At 72.0% G+C, this 15489-nt stretch carries 10 protein-coding genes; 6 read left to right on the top strand and 4 right to left on the bottom strand.

All coding sequences use genetic code 11. The annotated features are described in order from the left end of the window. Positions 1 to 59: 59 nt before the first annotated feature. Positions 60 to 977 carry an NAD(+) diphosphatase gene (gene nudC, locus EV382_RS24465; RefSeq protein ID WP_130405550.1) on the top strand — a complete coding sequence of 306 codons (918 nt, stop codon included), beginning with the start codon at positions 60 to 62 and terminating at the stop codon, positions 975 to 977. On the opposite strand, the gene EV382_RS24460 is transcribed toward nudC, so the two are convergent. Then, positions 974 to 2215 carry a polysaccharide biosynthesis protein gene (locus tag EV382_RS24460; RefSeq protein WP_425271927.1) on the bottom strand — a complete coding sequence of 414 codons (1242 nt, stop codon included), beginning with the start codon at positions 2213 to 2215 and terminating at the stop codon, positions 974 to 976. The two genes, nudC and EV382_RS24460, sit on opposite strands and share 4 nt — an antisense overlap. Continuing rightward, positions 2212 to 6576: an alpha-(1->3)-arabinofuranosyltransferase gene (locus tag EV382_RS24455; protein WP_130405548.1), complete on the bottom strand. Its 4365-nt coding sequence runs from the start codon at positions 6574 to 6576 to the stop codon at positions 2212 to 2214. Before EV382_RS24455 ends, EV382_RS24460 begins: the two co-directional genes overlap by 4 nt. A gap of 167 nt (positions 6577 to 6743) precedes the next feature. Between EV382_RS24455 and EV382_RS24450 the strand changes: the two genes are divergently transcribed. The 3 genes from EV382_RS24450 to EV382_RS24440 are packed head-to-tail and all read left to right on the top strand — an operon-like array spanning position 6744 to position 10597. Beyond that, positions 6744 to 8621: a hypothetical protein gene (locus tag EV382_RS24450; RefSeq protein ID WP_425272000.1), complete on the top strand. Its 1878-nt coding sequence runs from the start codon at positions 6744 to 6746 to the stop codon at positions 8619 to 8621. Next, the gene (locus EV382_RS24445) at positions 8622 to 10367 is read left to right on the top strand and encodes an MmpA family trehalose lipid delivery protein (RefSeq protein ID WP_130405544.1); all 1746 of its coding nucleotides are present in this window, start codon (positions 8622 to 8624) and stop codon (positions 10365 to 10367) included. A 35-nt stretch (positions 10368 to 10402) separates the two neighbouring features. Further along, the gene (locus EV382_RS24440) at positions 10403 to 10597 is read left to right on the top strand and encodes a hypothetical protein (protein WP_130405542.1); all 195 of its coding nucleotides are present in this window, start codon (positions 10403 to 10405) and stop codon (positions 10595 to 10597) included. On the opposite strand, the gene EV382_RS24435 is transcribed toward EV382_RS24440, so the two are convergent. Both EV382_RS24435 and EV382_RS24430 read right to left on the bottom strand, forming a co-directional pair. After that, on the bottom strand, positions 10582 to 11760 hold the full coding sequence (locus EV382_RS24435) for a glycosyltransferase family 4 protein (protein ID WP_130409158.1): 1179 nt from the start codon (positions 11758 to 11760) through the stop codon (positions 10582 to 10584). The two genes, EV382_RS24440 and EV382_RS24435, sit on opposite strands and share 16 nt — an antisense overlap. Positions 11761 to 11869: 109 nt before the next feature. Then, complete coding sequence (locus EV382_RS24430; RefSeq protein ID WP_130405540.1) at positions 11870 to 13135, bottom strand: acyltransferase family protein; 1266 nt, start codon at positions 13133 to 13135, stop codon at positions 11870 to 11872. 111 nt (positions 13136 to 13246) lie between these two features. Between EV382_RS24430 and pgfA the strand changes: the two genes are divergently transcribed. Further along, positions 13247 to 14410: a cell envelope lipid trafficking protein PgfA gene (pgfA, locus tag EV382_RS24425; RefSeq protein ID WP_130405538.1), complete on the top strand. Its 1164-nt coding sequence runs from the start codon at positions 13247 to 13249 to the stop codon at positions 14408 to 14410. Positions 14411 to 14802: 392 nt separating this feature from the next. Continuing rightward, complete coding sequence (locus EV382_RS24420) at positions 14803 to 15426, top strand: DUF6230 family protein (protein ID WP_130405536.1); 624 nt, start codon at positions 14803 to 14805, stop codon at positions 15424 to 15426. The last annotated feature ends 63 nt before the right edge of the window (positions 15427 to 15489 follow it).

The raw sequence follows: 15489 nt of genomic DNA, 5'->3' as shown, positions 1-15489 counted from the left end.
TGTCGCGCCGCTGTGGGGGCGGTGCCGGCGACGGATCACCGACGTGGCACGGTGGCCGGGTGGACACTGCGGAGCGGGTGTTGGCGTACGGGGGCGGTTGGCTGGACCGGGCGGGCCTGTTGCGTACCGATCCGACGCGGTTGACCGCGCTGCTCGCGGAGCCGACCACCGTGCTGGTGCCGATGTGGCGGGACCGCTGTCTCGTCGACGGCCACGGGCCGGTCCGGCTCAGCGCGGATCGTGCGGCGCTGGTCCGATCCGCCGCGAGTGACACCGTCTTCCTGGGGCTCGACGCGGAGGTCGCGGTGTTCGCCGCGGACCTCTCCGCACTGCCCGAAGCCTCTGCCGTGGAGATGGCCGGTGCGGTGCGGTCCGTGGACGTGCGGGCGCTGGTCGGGCGGCTCGAACCCGGTGACGCGGCCGTCCAGGCGTACGGCAGGGGTCTGCTGCACTGGCACCGGCAGCAGCGGTTCTGCGGGACGTGCGGTTCGCCGGCCGTCGCCGGCGGCGGTGGGCACCTGCGGACCTGCACCGGCGCGGAGTGCGCACGCCTGCTGTTCCCCCGGATCGAGCCGGCGATCATCGTGTTGGTCGAGGCGCCCGGGCGGCCGGGGCGCTGCCTGCTGGCCCGGCACGCGGGCGCGGCGGAGGACGCGTACTCGACGCTGGCGGGCTTCGTCGAGGTCGGCGAGAGCCTGGAGGACGCGGTCCGTCGGGAGATGGCGGAGGAGGCGGGCGTGACCGTCACCGACGTGACCTACCAGGGGTCGCAGGCGTGGCCGTTCCCCGCCGGTCTGATGGTGGGCTTCCGGGCCACCGCCACGTCCGAGGAGATACGCGTCGACGGCGAGGAGTTGCTGGAGGCGCGTTGGTTCACCCGGGCGGAGCTGCGGGAGCGGGCGGCCTCGGGGCGTCCGCTCGGTCGGGTGGACGCGATCGACCACCGCCTGCTGGCGGACTGGCTCGCGGAGAGTTAGTCGGGCTCGACCACCGGGGTCCGAGCGGGCCGACGGGCCGCCACCGCCATCATCGCGGTGGTGCCGATGGCGGTGCCCAGTGCCGCGAGGAGGAGACCAGGGACGGTGTGCGGCCGGAGGGCAGCGGTGACGGCGACCAGGCCGGCCATGCCGATCCACAGCGGTGCCGCCGGCCACCGTGCACCGGCGGCGAGGCGGTCGTTGAGCAGCACGAACGTCACTGCGTAGAGCGCGCCGACCGCCGCGAAGAGGGGCGCGTACCGGCCGAGGTGGTCGTAGTCGGGTCCACCGGCGAGGCGGAAGGCGAGCCCGCCGGCGAGCGCCGAGGTGAGCACCAGCACCCCGCCGCACGCGCCGGTCACCACGAGCGCCACCGACCGGCTGCGCCGGTCGCCGCGTGCCAGCCGCGGAAGGGCGAGGACGGCGGCGACCTGCGGCGCCCAGAGCGCGCCCTTGCTCAGGACGGTGCCGACCGAGTACGCCCCGGCGTCCGACGGGGACAGCAGCTGCCGGGCCAGGAGCAGGTCGGCGTAGGAGACGACGAGCATCGCCAGGGTCGCGCCACCGCCGGCGACGACCTGAGCGGCGGTCAGCCGTGGTGCGGTGGACTGTCGCTCCGGCTCGCGGGCGAGTCGGGCCAGGACCACCGGCGTGAGCGCGGCGGTCAGCGCGCCGACCGCCAACGCGCCGGTCGGTCCCGTACCGAGCAGCAACCCGGCGATCACGCCGCCGTAGCGGCCGGCCGCGAGCAGGGCCATCCCGATGGCGAGTCGGACGAAGCGCTGTCCACCCTGCAACTCCCCGAGGGACCGGGAGCAGAGCACGATCGCGGCGGTGGTGACCGCCAGCAGCGCGGGCATCTCGACCGGGAGATCCAGGGCGGTGACCAGCAGTGGCGTCGCCGCGATGAGGGTTGCCGCGCAGACGGCGGCGGTGACTGCGGTGAGCCGCCGGGTGTCGGAGGGTCCGTGTCGGGCGTGGTGCACGGCGACGGCCAGTTGCAGGCCGAGCCCGGGCACACCGACGATGGCCACCAGACCGAGGGCGGCGGCGAGCGCGCTGAGGTCGGCCGGGTCGAGCCGCCGGGCGGCCAGCACCGGCACCAGGTAGGCCAGGCCGTTGACGAGAATCCCGGCCAGGGTGACGCTGATCCCGGCGGTGCCGAGGCTCGTGCTCCATCCGCGGGTCAGCTCCGTCTGGGCCGTCCCCTCCGGACCGACGGCTCGTCGCGGGCTCACGTGATCTCGGAGAAGGTCGGAAGCTGCCCGTCGGCCGGTCCTGCCCGCTCCGGCGGTGATGTCTCGGCCTGGTCGGGCTGGGTCGGCGTGGCCGGTTCCGGGGTCGGGTTCGCCGGGACCGCCGGGACCGAGGTCACGACGGTCGGCGTGGCCCGGCGTACCGGCCGTCGTCGGGCGGCGGTGGAGAGCCAGAGCGCACCCAGGGCGACGACGATCGTGAGTTGCAGCAGCGCGTCGGTGTTCCGCCGCGTCGAATCGAGGTACAACCATCCGGCGACCAGGACGAGCGCGCCGGGGAGCCACGTCTCGACGGCCCGGCTGATCGTCCTGGCTCGACGCGGGTCGGCCGGCCAGAGCAGGCGACGTGGGCCGGGAACCGCCAGCATGAAGCCCGCCGCGACCAGCAGAGCGCCGATGAGGCCGCTCCACAGCACCAGCGCGGCGGCCCCGACGGCCAGCAGCGGCAGCGAGCGGGTGACCCGGCGCCGGCCGCGCGGTGCGGCGGCAGCCGCGGTCCGCCCGGCGGGTTGTCGGGCGGGCAGCACCGCGAGCAGGACCACCACCGCGAGCAGGATGCCACCGAGGAGCAGCCCGGCCCGGTACGTGGTGTCCGGGGCGAAACGCAGCAGCACCTCCCCGGAGGCGCCGGCGGGCAGGATCCAGCCCTGCTGCCACCCGTCCACCACCAGTGGCTTCAGCGTCCGCCCACCGATGGTCGCCTGCCAGCCGGTGTTGGTGTTCTCCCGTACGGCGAGGACCCGGTCGACGGGGTGACCGGCCACCCGTACCCGTCGTTCGGTGGCCGCCCAGGACTCGATCACCGTGGCGCTGGCGGTCGCTGAGGGCCGCGTGGGCGTCCGAGGCACCAGGGCGACGGTGGTGGGCGCGGCCAGCTGGCCCGGTGTGGCGACGATGCGGTGCTCACCGCGGCCCAGGTCGAGCTGCCGGGGTGTGTCCGGGCCGCACAGCGTCACCGGCATCTCGCGCATCTCCAGCAGGTCGCGGAGCGTGCCGCGCAGCGAGGTGGTCACCCGCGCCGCGCCGACCTGGAGCGTGGGACCGGATCCGCACGCCAGCGACAGGGGTGCGTCCAGGCGCCGTCCGACGGTGGGTGCTCCGGGGAGCACGGTCACCTCACCGACCGCGATGGGCAGCCGCTCCGGCAACCGCAGCTTGTACGGGTCGGTGCTGGTGGCGGACGGCTTGTCGAGGAACTGGATGGTGATCTCGTCGGTCCGCATCGGCGGGTCCAGGCGGAGCAACCCGTCGTCGCCGAGCAGGCTGCTGCGGAAGCCGTCGTCGCCGACGACGCGCACACTGCCCAGCCGGGTGGCGGCCATCTTGTCGTCGACCGCGAAGCGGAGCCCGGTGATGGTCTGCCGCTTGAGCCACTTGAGCCGCAGGATCGGTGCTTCGTCGTCGGTCGCCGGTGACCAACTGGTGGCCGGGTTCCCGTCGAGCGCCGCGCCGGCCCGGCCGGTCGGGTCGGGCACGGCCGTCGAGGAGGCGCTGATCTGCGCCGCGAGGCGCAGCGGCTGCGCGTCGGTCACCAGCTTGTCGAGGGCGTCGTTCAACTCGGGGCCGGCCGTCGGGCGTGCCCACAGCTTGGCGTCGTACGCCCCGGCCGCCGGCAGGGTCAGGGTCCGGTCGATGGTGGACCCGTCCTCGGAACCACGGATGGCGTCGGTGGAGCAGCGCGGGTGCCCGTCGACGGTGAAGCAGGCCGGGGTGGTGGGTGCTGCCGACACGACGACGGTCGCCGGCCGGTCGGTCACCGGTGCGGCGGGGAGGACCAGGGTGCGGCTGGTGCGGATGCCCGGAATCTTGATCTCGGCGATGCCGACCGAGCCGTTTCCGAACGGACGGAGGTCGTACGCCCCGTCGACGGAGACCCGGACTTCCCGGGTGGCGTGGACGCCGGGCAGCTCGAACACCATGTGATCGGTGAACTGTTCGACGGTGCTGCTCTCGTACCCGGCGCTGACGGTGACCGTCGTGGGCAGGGCATCGGCTTTCAGGTCGAACCACACCTCGACCCGGGTGACCGTCGTCGGGTTGGCGAGGCCCACCTCGATCCACTGACGGTCGCTCGGCGCGTACGGGGCGGACTGCCAGGAGGTCGCCTGGTTGCCGTCCATGGCCGCGTACGGCTGGTGCTCCGGGCGGGCACCGCCGGGGGAGTCCACCTGCGAGCGGGCGGTGGAGGTGCGGATCGCGCTGATGCCCTCGAAGCGGGCGACCGTGGAGTGCTCCGCCCCCCACTCGGGCAGGTAGTCGTGGGCGGGCGCGGCGACCTCGAAGGTGTCGTCGGCGGTCAGCGTCTGGGAGGTGTTGTCGCGCAGCCCGCCGAACGACACGTCGCGTCGACGCAGCCCGTCGGTCATCGCCACCGGCCCGCCGACGCCGGCGGTCGGTGCGTCGCCGGCCAGGACGGTGGGCGCCGAGCCGAGCTGCCCCGTCGCGGCGAGATCGAGGAGTGATTCGGGGCCGCCCACCACGGTGGTCACGTCGGTGCTGTCGTAGGCGACCACCGGGTCGACCGGCCGGTCGACCCGGTAGACCTCCAACGCCCGGACGGGCACGTCGAGCCCATGGTCGCGGAACTGGTCGGGGGACGAGGGCCCGCCGCGGAGAGGGCCGAAGGAGGTGGCGAGGGTCAATCCGGGTGAGCGCTCCAGCGCCTGACGGACCACCGCCGGGCGGGCCGTGTCCGAGCGGCCGTGGTCGAGGTCGGCCCGGAACAGGACGTGGCTGATCCCGGATCGGGCCAGCAGGTCCGCCAGGCCGGTCGACCCGGAGCCGGTGGCGAGCGTCGACTCGATGACGTCCAGCAGCCGGATCGTGGTCGGTGGGGTGAACGGGATGGCGTTGCGCACCGCCCACCGGCTGTTGAGCAGCGGCTGGGTGATCTCGTCGGTGGTGCTGCCCCAGTCGTACGACGGGAAGCGGGCCCCGGGCACGACGAGCACCCGCCCGCGCCCGGTGTTCGCGTCGAGCCAGTCGGCGGCCTCGTGCCAGTAGCCGGGCACCTCCTTGACACTGCCCGGTGTGGCGAGACCGCCGGCGAGCGCGGGCGTGGCGACCGCCGTGACGGCCACCATGGCGGCACCGGCGGTCAGCCAGGCGCGGGTGACGGTTCGCGGACGGTGCTGCGCGGGCGCGGTGCGCGCCGCCCGGACGGCCAGGCCGATCAGGTGTGCCATGCCCAGGCACAGGGGGAGGCGGAGCAGGACGTCGAACTTGTGCACGTTGCGCAACGGTGCGCCGAGACCGTCGAGGAACTCCCGCTGCGGCCCGGCGAGGATGTTCGGCAGGTCACTGGCGTGCCCGAGACCGACGAGTGCGACGCCGAGCACCACACCGGTGACGAGGAACCGGCGGTGTGGCATCCCGCGTCGGGACAGCCCGAGGACGCCGAGGGCGGCGACCGCCAGGGTGGCGGCGACCAGGACCGTCTCGTTGGCGAGTCGCGCCCCGGACGGGATCGTCGGTCCGAACGGTGAGGCCAGGTAGGCGACCCAGTAGGAGGCACCGCGCAGAGTGGTCACCGCGTCGGTGACGCTTGTGGTGTGTCGGGCGGTCTCGATGTAGTCCAGGAAGGGAGGGCTGTATCGGCCGAGCACCAGCAGCGGGATCAGCCACCAGGCGGTGGCCAGGGCCACCGCGCCACACCAGGCGGCGAGGGCGGTGACGCGGCGGCGTACGGGCTGGAGGGTGCCGAGCCAGAGCAGGGCGAGTGGCACCACCGCGAAAACGGCCGTGGCGTTGACCCCACCGGCGCAGGCGACCGCGACGGCCGACCCGGCGACAGCACGCCGCAGGTTCGTGCCGGCGGCGAGGCCGACCAGCGGGATGAGGACCCAGGGGGCGACGGCGCTGGGCCAGGCCTCCACCGACGACCAGCCGAGTTGGGTGAGGATGCGGGGTGACAGGGCGAAGGCGACGCCGGCGATCATGCGGCCGGCGGGCGTGCCGATGCCGAGCCTGCCGGCCAGCCGTACCGCGCCGAGGTAGGCGACGCAGAAGAGCAGGGCCCACCACAGCCGCTGCACCACCCACGGCGCGAGACCAGCCTCCGATCCGAGCAGGAAGAACGGGCCCATCGGCCAGAGATATCCGTACGCCTGGTTCTGGAGCTGGCCGAAGGTGCCGGTGGGATCCCAGAGGTGCAGCGAACGAAGCAGCCACCCGGCGGGGTTGACGTTCAGGTCGACCTTGGTGTCGGGAACGACCTGGCCGGGGGCCTGCTGAAAGGCGAGGGCGGTGAGGGCGATGCAGATGACCAGGTGCCGAAACCGGCGGGCCGTGTGCCGGCTACGGCTGGACCCTGGATCGGCGTCACTGGCCACCTCTGCACGCATGTCGGCTCCTGTCTGCACCGGCCGGACGCGCACCTGCAGCTGACGACTGTCGCGCGGCGTTGTCCGGACCGGGCACGGACGGGCGACCAGGGGCGCTGCGGTGGCGTTATCGGGAGAACGGCCGTCCCCACGGCGTGTAAGCGTGTGGCAGGCTGCCGACCATGTCAATGCCAGAAGCTGAGGTCGAGTCGCATCCGGAACGCGTCGCGTCCGGTGGCGACGGGCCGGGGCCGATCGGCCGATGGCTGCGCGCCGACCCGATCCGGGCCGTGGCGATCGCCCTCATCGCCGTCTCCGTCGCCTGGCGCGCCGGCCTCGCCAGCCGGGGCTGGTTCTCGCAGGACGAGTTCGTCATCGCCGCCCAGGTTCTCGACACCGGGCTGGATCCGGACTATCTCCTGCGGACGTTCAACAACCACCTCATGCCCGGCGGGCTGTTGGTGGCGTGGGTGATGGTGCGGGCGGCGGCCTTCGCCACCTGGCCGTGGGTGTTGCTGCTGGCAGTTGGCCAGGCGGCGACCGGGATCGCCGTGTACCGGCTGCTGCGTGCGCTGCTCCGGCCCGGCTGGGGCCTGCTCATCCCGCTGTGCCTGTTCGTGTTCAGCCCGCTGACGCTTGAGGTCTCCTCGCTGTGGTTGGTCGGGCTGCTCGTGCTGCCGATGCAGTTGGCCCTGGTGCTGGCGGTGGCGGCCCAGGTCCGGTACGTGCGGACCGGTCGCCTGCGGCACCTGGTGATGGTCGCGTTCTGGGTGTTGTTCGGCCTGCTCTTCGACACCAAGTCGCTGCTGATCGTGCCGTTGCTGTTCCTGCTGACCGTCTTCCTCTTCACGTCCGGTGGGGTGTGGCGCAGCCTGGTGACGGCGATCCGTCGGCACTGGCCGGCCTGGCTGCTGCTCACCGCGCTGTCGGGCGGGTACCTGGCGTTCTACCTGACCCGTCCCTCGGGTGAACTGAGCGACCCACCCTCGGTCGGTCAGGTCCTCGCCTTCCTCGGTGACCTGGTCGGCAAGACCGTGGTGCCGGGTCTGCTCGGCGGCCCCTGGCGGTGGTCCTACGCCGGGGACGGCCCCCCGCTCGTCGACCCGTACGACATCGCCAAGTGGTTGTCCTGGGCGGTGTTGGCGACGCTCGTGGTGGTGACCGTCCGGCGGCGTCCGTCGGCCGGCCGGGCCTGGCTGCTGCTCATCTCCTACCTCGGGCTGGTCACCGCGCTCTTCGCCGTGACCCGGCTTGGTGCGCCGCTCGGCCCGCTGATCGGTCTCGTCCCCCGGTACGTCGCCGACGTGGTGCTGGTCGCCGCGATCTGTGTCGGCGCGGCCCTGCTGGGGATCAGGGACACCGATGAGGACGAGGTGTCGGCGTGGCCGGTGCCGACGGTTCTGCGGGAGCCGGGGGCCTTCGCGGTGGGCCTGGTTTCGATGATCGTCGTGCTGGCGACCATCGGTGTGGGCGCCCTGTGGAGCACGGCCCGTTTCGGGGACAACTGGAGTACGAAGTACGGGCGGGAATACCTCGCGACGGCGCAGGCCGAGCTCGCCGCCGCGCCGCCGGGCACCGTCTTCCTGGACAACACCGTCCCCGAACGCGTCATCGCCAGCTATTTCTGGCCGGACAATCTCCAGTCGCACTTCTTCCGCCCGGCCGAGCGGCGGCCCACCTTCGTGACCGAGGCTGCGAAACCGTCGACGTTCGACGACCTCGGCCGGATCCGTCCGGTGGTGGTCGAGGGGAGGAAGGTCCTGCCCGGCCCGGTGGACGGCTGCGGGCACCTGGCGGAGGGCGGTCGGCCCACCCGGATCCCGTTGGACGGGTACCTGGTGGAGTGGCCGTACGTCGTGCACTTCGGCTACCTCAGCTCGGGTGACTCGACGGCGCTGTTCCGGCTCGGCGACGCCACCCGGGAGATCACCCTGCGGCGCGGGTTGAACGACCTGTTCTTCCTGCTGGAGGGTTCCGGGGATGCCGTCGAGGTCACCGTGCGGACGCCCGGGGTCGGAGTGTGCACCCAACTGATCACCGTCGGCCGGGTGGTGCCGGCATCGTGAATGGTTGAGCCGACCGACGGCGTCGGGGCCACCCCGGTCCGACGGTCGCGTGACACGCTGCCGCTGTACGCGGTGGCGGCGGCGGTCACGGTGCTGGTGCTGGCCCCGCTGGCGGCACCCGGTTACGCGTTGCTGTACGACCTGGTGTTCGTACCCCGGCAGCCGTTGACCTGGGATCTCGTCGCCCCGGCGCAGAGTCTGCCCCGGGCGGTGCCGATGGACGCGTTGGTCTCGCTGGTCACCCACCTCGTGCCGGGTTGGTTGGTGCAGCGGGTGGCGCTCGCCGGGGCGATCTTCCTGGCCGCGGTCGGCGCCGGCCGGTTGGTGCCGACCGACCGGCGCGCGGTGCGGCTGTTCGCCGCGTTGGCGTACGCGTGGACCCCGTACCTCGCCGAGCGGCTGCTGATCGGGCAGTGGGGGCTGCTGCTCGCGTACGCCGCGTTGCCCTGGCTGGTGCGGGCGGCGCTGAACCTGCGGGCGGGGCGCGACGGCGCGCTCGCCCGGGTGGTGCTCGCGGCGGCGCCCGCCGCCATCACGCCGACCGGCGGGTTGATCGCGTTGGGCACGGTGCTGGTGCTGACGTCGGACCGGATGCGCGCGCCTCGGTCGCCGCTGGTGTCGCAGCGGATGCATCCGATCAGGTCCCGGCAGGCGGTGGCCGCGGTCGGGGTGCTCAACGCCCCATGGGTGGTCGCCGCCCTGGTCACCGGTGCCGGAGGTTCCTCCGACCCGGCGGGGGTGGCGGCGTTCGCGGCGCGGGCGGAGAACTGGGCCGGTCCGCTGGTGGCGCTGGCCGGCACCGGCGGCGTCTGGAGCGCGCAGGCCACACCTGCCAGTCGCGCCACGCCGTTGGTGCCGGTGGCGACCCTGGTGGTGCTGATCCTGGCCGGTGTCGGTGCGGGTCTGCTGCGGCGTCGGCTGCCGCCGGGTGGGGCGGCGCGGCTGGCGGTGCTCGCCGGGATCGGGTGTCTTCTCGCCGCCTTCGGGGTGCTCCCCGGTGGGGACGCGGCGCTGCGCTGGGCGGTGGTGCACGTGCCGGGCGCGGGGCTGCTGCGAGACGGCCAGAAGTTCCTGGCCCCGTACGCCCTGCTGCTGGTGCTGTGCGCCGCGGTGGGGGCGGAACGGCTGGTGGCCCGGGTCGACCGGGAGGTGGCCGGCGTGGTCCTGGTCGGGCTGCTGTTGCTGCCGGTGGCCGTGATGCCGGACCTCGCATTCGGCGGTGCCGGCCGGCTTCGTCCGGTGAGTTACCCGGCGGACTGGCAGGTGGTGGCCGCGCACATCGACGAGGAGCCGGGGGAGATCCTTTCGTTGCCGCTGAGCGCCTACCGCGCGTACTCGTGGAACCCTGGTCGCGTCGTCCTGGACCCTGCGCCCCGCTACCTGCCGGGGACGGTGCTGACCGACGACACGCTCCGGGTCGGTGACGTCGCGGTGGCCGGCGAGAATCCGCGCGTCCGCGAGATGCGCCGGGCGCTGGCCGAGGGGCGGCCCGTCTGGACCACCGGGGTGCGCTGGGTCCTGGTGCAGCGCGAGGTCTCCGGCGAGGTGGACTCGCAGATACTCGGCGGCCTGGTGCTCGTCCACGACGGACCGTTCCTGAAGCTGTACCGCAATCCGGAGACCGTGCCGGAACCGAGCGGTTCGGGGCCGGCCCGGCTGGCCGTGGTGACGGCGCTCGGCGCTGCCCTTCTGGTGGTCATCGCTGCCGCCGTTTCGGCACTACACCGGCGACCTACCGCGTGGTAACGTCCGCTCGCACGTCTCGCCATTGGAGGATTGGCATGCGTAGAGCTCTGACCCTGGCCGTGTCTGGCCTGGTGGCGGCGTTGCTGGGGATCCTGGCTCTCGGCGGGATCTCGGCCGCCGCGACCGCCACCGACGAGGAGGCCGCGAACGAGGCCAAGCTCGTCTCGGAGGCGGCCAAGCGGGCCGGAAAGAAGGACCCGTACGCTCCCGCCGTTTACGGCGACAGGTAGGACGGCTCGCCCCGCCGCGGCACTGGGCGGGGCGACTCCACACCCCTGAGGATCGCCTCGAAGCGTCCGCCGGCCGCCTGCCAGGTGAAGCTCGCCGCGTGCTCCCGGGCCTGCGCGCCCATCTCCCGCCGCAGCTCATCGCGGTGCAGGAGGGTGCGCACCTTCATCAGGTAGTCGTCGATGTCGTCGGCCAACAGGCCGGTGCGCCCGTCGACGACCGCTTCAGCGACCCCGCCCGCCTCCCGGAACGCCACCGTCGGGGTGCCTGCCGAACCCGCCTCCACGATCGTGAGCCCCCAGCCTTCCTTGAGTGACGGGGTGAGGGCCACCCAGGCGGAGGCCAGCAGGGCGGCCTTCTCCTCCTCGGTCACGAAGCCCCGGAAGTCCACCCGCTCGGTGATGTCGAGTTCCGTGGCGAGTTCCCGCAGGTGCGACTCCCACCAGCCCTGGCCGGCGACGACCAGGCGGAGTTGGGGCAGCTCGTCGGCGAGGGCCGCGACGGCCCGCAACGCCACCTCGACGCGCTTGTGGGGCACCAGCCGGTTCAGCGTGACCAGCAGCGGGAACGTCGCCCGCTCGACGTCGGTGTCCGGCAGTGTCGGGGTGCCGTTGTGCACCACGGAGACCTGCTCGGGCGGTACGCCGAGCTGGGCCAGCTCGCGGCGGGTCGCTTCGGAGACGGTGACGTACCGGCACCGCCGGTAGAGGCGTACGGCGAGCGACGATTCGATCCACCAACCGAACCGGGCCGCCCACTGTGGAAGGACCACCGGCCACTGTTCGCGGTGTACGTGGTGGATCAGCTTGACCACCGGGCGTCGCGCCCACAGCGGGGCGAGGAACGGCAACCCGTTGCAGACGTCGACCAGGACGTCGGGCCGGCCGCCTCGGCGGGAGGCCAGCGGGCCGATGCCCAGCGCGCCCGCGACGTAACAGAATGCCGCCCAGAGGTAGACGGTGTGTCGCCCGCCGCGCCGCACCAGCCGTACGCCCGCTTCGTTGATCTCGTCGGCGGGAGCCTGGCTGTGGGCGGCGCAGAAGAGAGTGGCGCGGAAGCCGCGCGCCACCAGCTCGGCGGCGATTCGTTCGACGTACACCTCGGAACCGCCACCCTCGGGGTTGCGGGTGTCTCGCCAGTTGAGGAACAACACGTGTCCGGGCATGCCGAAGCGACGCTCCACGCGAACCCTACTCTCAAGTAATTTAGCGACGCGCGTCACATTAGGGGCTGGTGTGCCGGCCGGCAATGCCCCAATGGGCCAGCGCTGAGCGCTACCCGCCGACCGTGGGCATCGGCGTGCCAGCCGCGACGGTCGACGGTGTGGTGGCCGGTGCGGCCACGTCGGTGGCGGGAGTCCCGGACGTCGGTCCAGCCCCGGACGGTCGGCGTCGCCGTTGCGAACCGAGCAGTTGCAGGGGCCGCTCGACGCCGTAGTAGCTGACCGCGGCGTACACCAGACCGAAGGCCATGGTGAGGGCGAAGGTGTTGAGCAGCCCGCCGGAGAAGAGCGGTCGGTCGTCGACCAGGTAGATGAGTTCGATGACCATGGGGTGCCACAGGAACAGCCCGTACGACACCGCGCCGAGCCACCGGGCGGACGAGCTGCCGAAGATCTCCTTGGTTCGACTCGGCCCGCCGAAGGCCACCGGGATCAGGATCAGCGCCGCGATCATGAGGTACAGGGCCAGCTTCACGCCGAACTCGGCGGCTGTCGGCTCGGTGAGGTCGCGGGGTCCGGCGACCGGCGTCGTCGCGATCGCCATCAGCCCGACGGCGGCGGCCCAGCAGGTGACCGGCGCGGAGGCCAGGTCGTCCAGGACCCGGAAGGCCGCGGGCGCGGTCCCGGTGCGCAGGGCGACGTGCGCCGCCGCCAGTGCCATGCCGGTGCCGAACCAGGCGGCGTACGAGGGGAGCCACATGGTGTGCAGGGCGGCGTTGAGCCCGCCGAGCCCCAGCAGGGTGAGCCACCCCGCGGTGATCAGCACGCCCCCGCTGACGATCAGGACGGTCCGGACCGGACGCCAGGACCGCCCGACGGCGAGCACGGCGACCAGCGGCAGGATCAGGTAGAACACGACCTCGGTGGCGAGACTCCAGGTCTGGCTGAGCCCTGAGCGCAACTGCCCCGGTTGGTAGATCTGCGTGAAGGTGAGGTGGCGGATCCAGTCGCCGACGGACGCCTGGTTGTTCTGCGGCAGGACGGTCAGGCACACCACGATCGCCAACCAGTAGGCGGGCAGGATCCGCAGCGCGCGCCGCCACAGGTAGCGCTCGGCGCGGGGGCGGGCCCGGCCCGTCGCAGCGTTGAGGGCCCACGGCCGGAACAGTAGAAACCCGGACAGTACGAAGAAGATGGCGACGCCGACGTCCAGTCGAGCCAGCCAGCCGCCCCAGGTGGTGTTCATGGTGACGGCGGTCTGGAACCCGACGTGGTGACCGACGACAGCCACCGCGCCAATTGCTCGCAGCGCGTCGAGGGCGGGAAGTCGGCCGGTTACCGAAGGCTCCGAAACTGTTGGCGCGGCGGCTGTGGACATCTGGACATCCAGGGGGTCGCTTTGAAGGTGACCGGGGAGTAACCTCCCGCCATGTTAAGGATCGGGTGCCCCGGACAACAGGTCGTAGGGCGGCAGGTTACAGGAGGATGAGTGAAGCTTCGCGTGGGCGCCGCGCTCTTCGGGCTTGGCGTCTTATTGCTGGTCTTCGCGGCCGGGCTGCCGTTTTACGTGGCCCCTGCCGTGACCAAGCTCCCCTACGATCTTGAGCCGACGACATCGGTCGCCGAGGCGAAGAATGCCAGGTTCCTGAAGATCACCAGGGTTGGCGACTCGGTGACCATCGAGGTTCCGCAGGCCGATCTGGTGTCCAATGTCGAGGTCATTCCACAGCCTGACGACACCAAGGACCGGCTGCCCAAGGAGCTCAAGGGCGACGCGGTGATCTGGGACGTCTACCAGACGGTCAGGCGCACCGACAACCAGGACGTGGTCAGCCAGTACAGCACCGAACTCGCTCTCGACCGGATCTCCGGCGCCGCCGCGTCGTGGAAGGAGCAGTGGCTCAACGAGACCGGGGCGGACGGAACTCCGGTCGGCAATGTGAAGTACACCGGCCAGATCTACAAGTTCCCGTTCGGCACTGCCAAACGTGACTACCAGATTTTCGACCGCGATCTGAAGCGGGCGACTCCGGCGAAGTTCCTCGGCACCGAGAAGATCAAGGGCATTGAGGCGTACCGCTTCGAGCAGCGGATCGATAACGAGGTGCTCAACACCCCGGAGAGCAGCATCCAGACGCTGGTCGGCAAGTTCGCCCCCGGCGCGGCCGGCGGCCAGATCGTCTACAGCAACATCCGTACGGTCTGGGTGGACCCGGTCACCGGCGCCTTTGTGAACGTGCGGGAGCAGCAGCACAAGGAGTTGCGCCCCACCACCGGCACCCCCACCGTGCTGCTGGACGCGGACTTCAACTACACCGATGACACGGTCAGCCGCAGTGTCGAGACGGTGAAGGACAACCGCTTCAAGATCGGTCTGATCAGTTTCTGGGGTCCGATCGTCGCTGGCGTCCTCGGCCTGCTCGCGGTCATCTTCGGCGTGTGGCTGGTGACCCGACCCGAGGGCGGGGCGGCCCGGCACCGCGCCGACCCGACGCCGACCCGGGTGGACCAGGAGCCGGTACGCGACTCGGACACCGCCGAGCAGCCCGGGGTGCTGACCGACGAGATCCCGCCGGCTTCGACGAACTGGAAGTCGGAGGACCCGACGGTGCCGACCCAGCGTCCGGCTCCGGGCGAGGTGGAGCAACGCTGACGCGCGTACGACGTACGACCGAGGGGGTGGACCGCGACGCGGTCCACCCCCTCGCTCATGAAGCAGTCCGACTGACCTGCGTGCTTTACATTTGTTACTCGATTGTAATTAGTCAATGTAGCCTCACCCTGTGCTGAATCCGTTGCCGCGACGCGCCTGCCTTGTGGCTATATCGGAGGGTTGCGGGCGCACTCCTGTTGACGGCCTGTGACATCGCACCTTCGGCGGGTTGCCCGTCCGTTGCCGCCAGGTAGGTGGGGGGTTGTGACCTGCGCCGCAACGGGTGCACCATCAAGCCCGATGGTTACCAGCCGGTAACACAGCACGGGCTCCCAGTGCGGGCCGCCCGTCCAGGACCGGCCACTCGCGCGCATCGACCCGAGGAGGAACCCGTGCAGGATCGGTTTGACAGTCAGGGTCGTACCCGATGGCGGCGGTTCGTCGCCCTGCTGGTGCCCGCCACGGCGGCTGCCGGCGCCATCCTGTTCGGAATGTCGACCGGCGCGATCGCGTCCGACATCACGGTCTCCGGGCAGACGTTCAAGATTGGCGCCGACCGCCTTGAGGGAGACGGCTTCAGGCAGTACGGCGGCATCGTCCGCGAGAAGGGCAAGGACGGGAAGCCCGGCCAGGTCCACCCGGTCGCGCTCTCCGAGATCAGCAGCGCCGAGCTGTACAGCCTCTGCCAGTCCGTCCGCGCCGACCTGCCGGGCCTGCCGGTGGTGCTCACCATCAACGCCGGCGACGGCAAGGAGCCCGCCCGCGCCAAGGACCTGCTGATCGCGATGGACACGTTGAACGGCAACGCGACCTTCACCAACATCAAGATCGGTCGGGACGCCACCGACCTGAACCCGAGCGCGCAGGCCGGCTCGTTCGGCCAGAACTCCGAGCACGTCACCATCACCAACCTGCGACAGGTGTCCCGCTACACGACGGCGGCCACGTTCAACCTGGTCGGCCTCCGACTCAAGGTCAACGTGGGTGACGACGCCAAGGGCAAGGAGTGCTTCTGACCTGAGCCGCGGCCCGCGGTGTTCACCACCGCGGGCCGGGCCACGTCCCCGTTCCCGCCCGGA

This window comes from Micromonospora violae (genome assembly GCF_004217135.1).
GTDB lineage: Bacteria > Actinomycetota > Actinomycetes > Mycobacteriales > Micromonosporaceae > Micromonospora > Micromonospora violae.
Note: the sequence above shows the minus strand (reverse complement) of the source record. Positions and strands in the feature narration are given on the sequence as shown.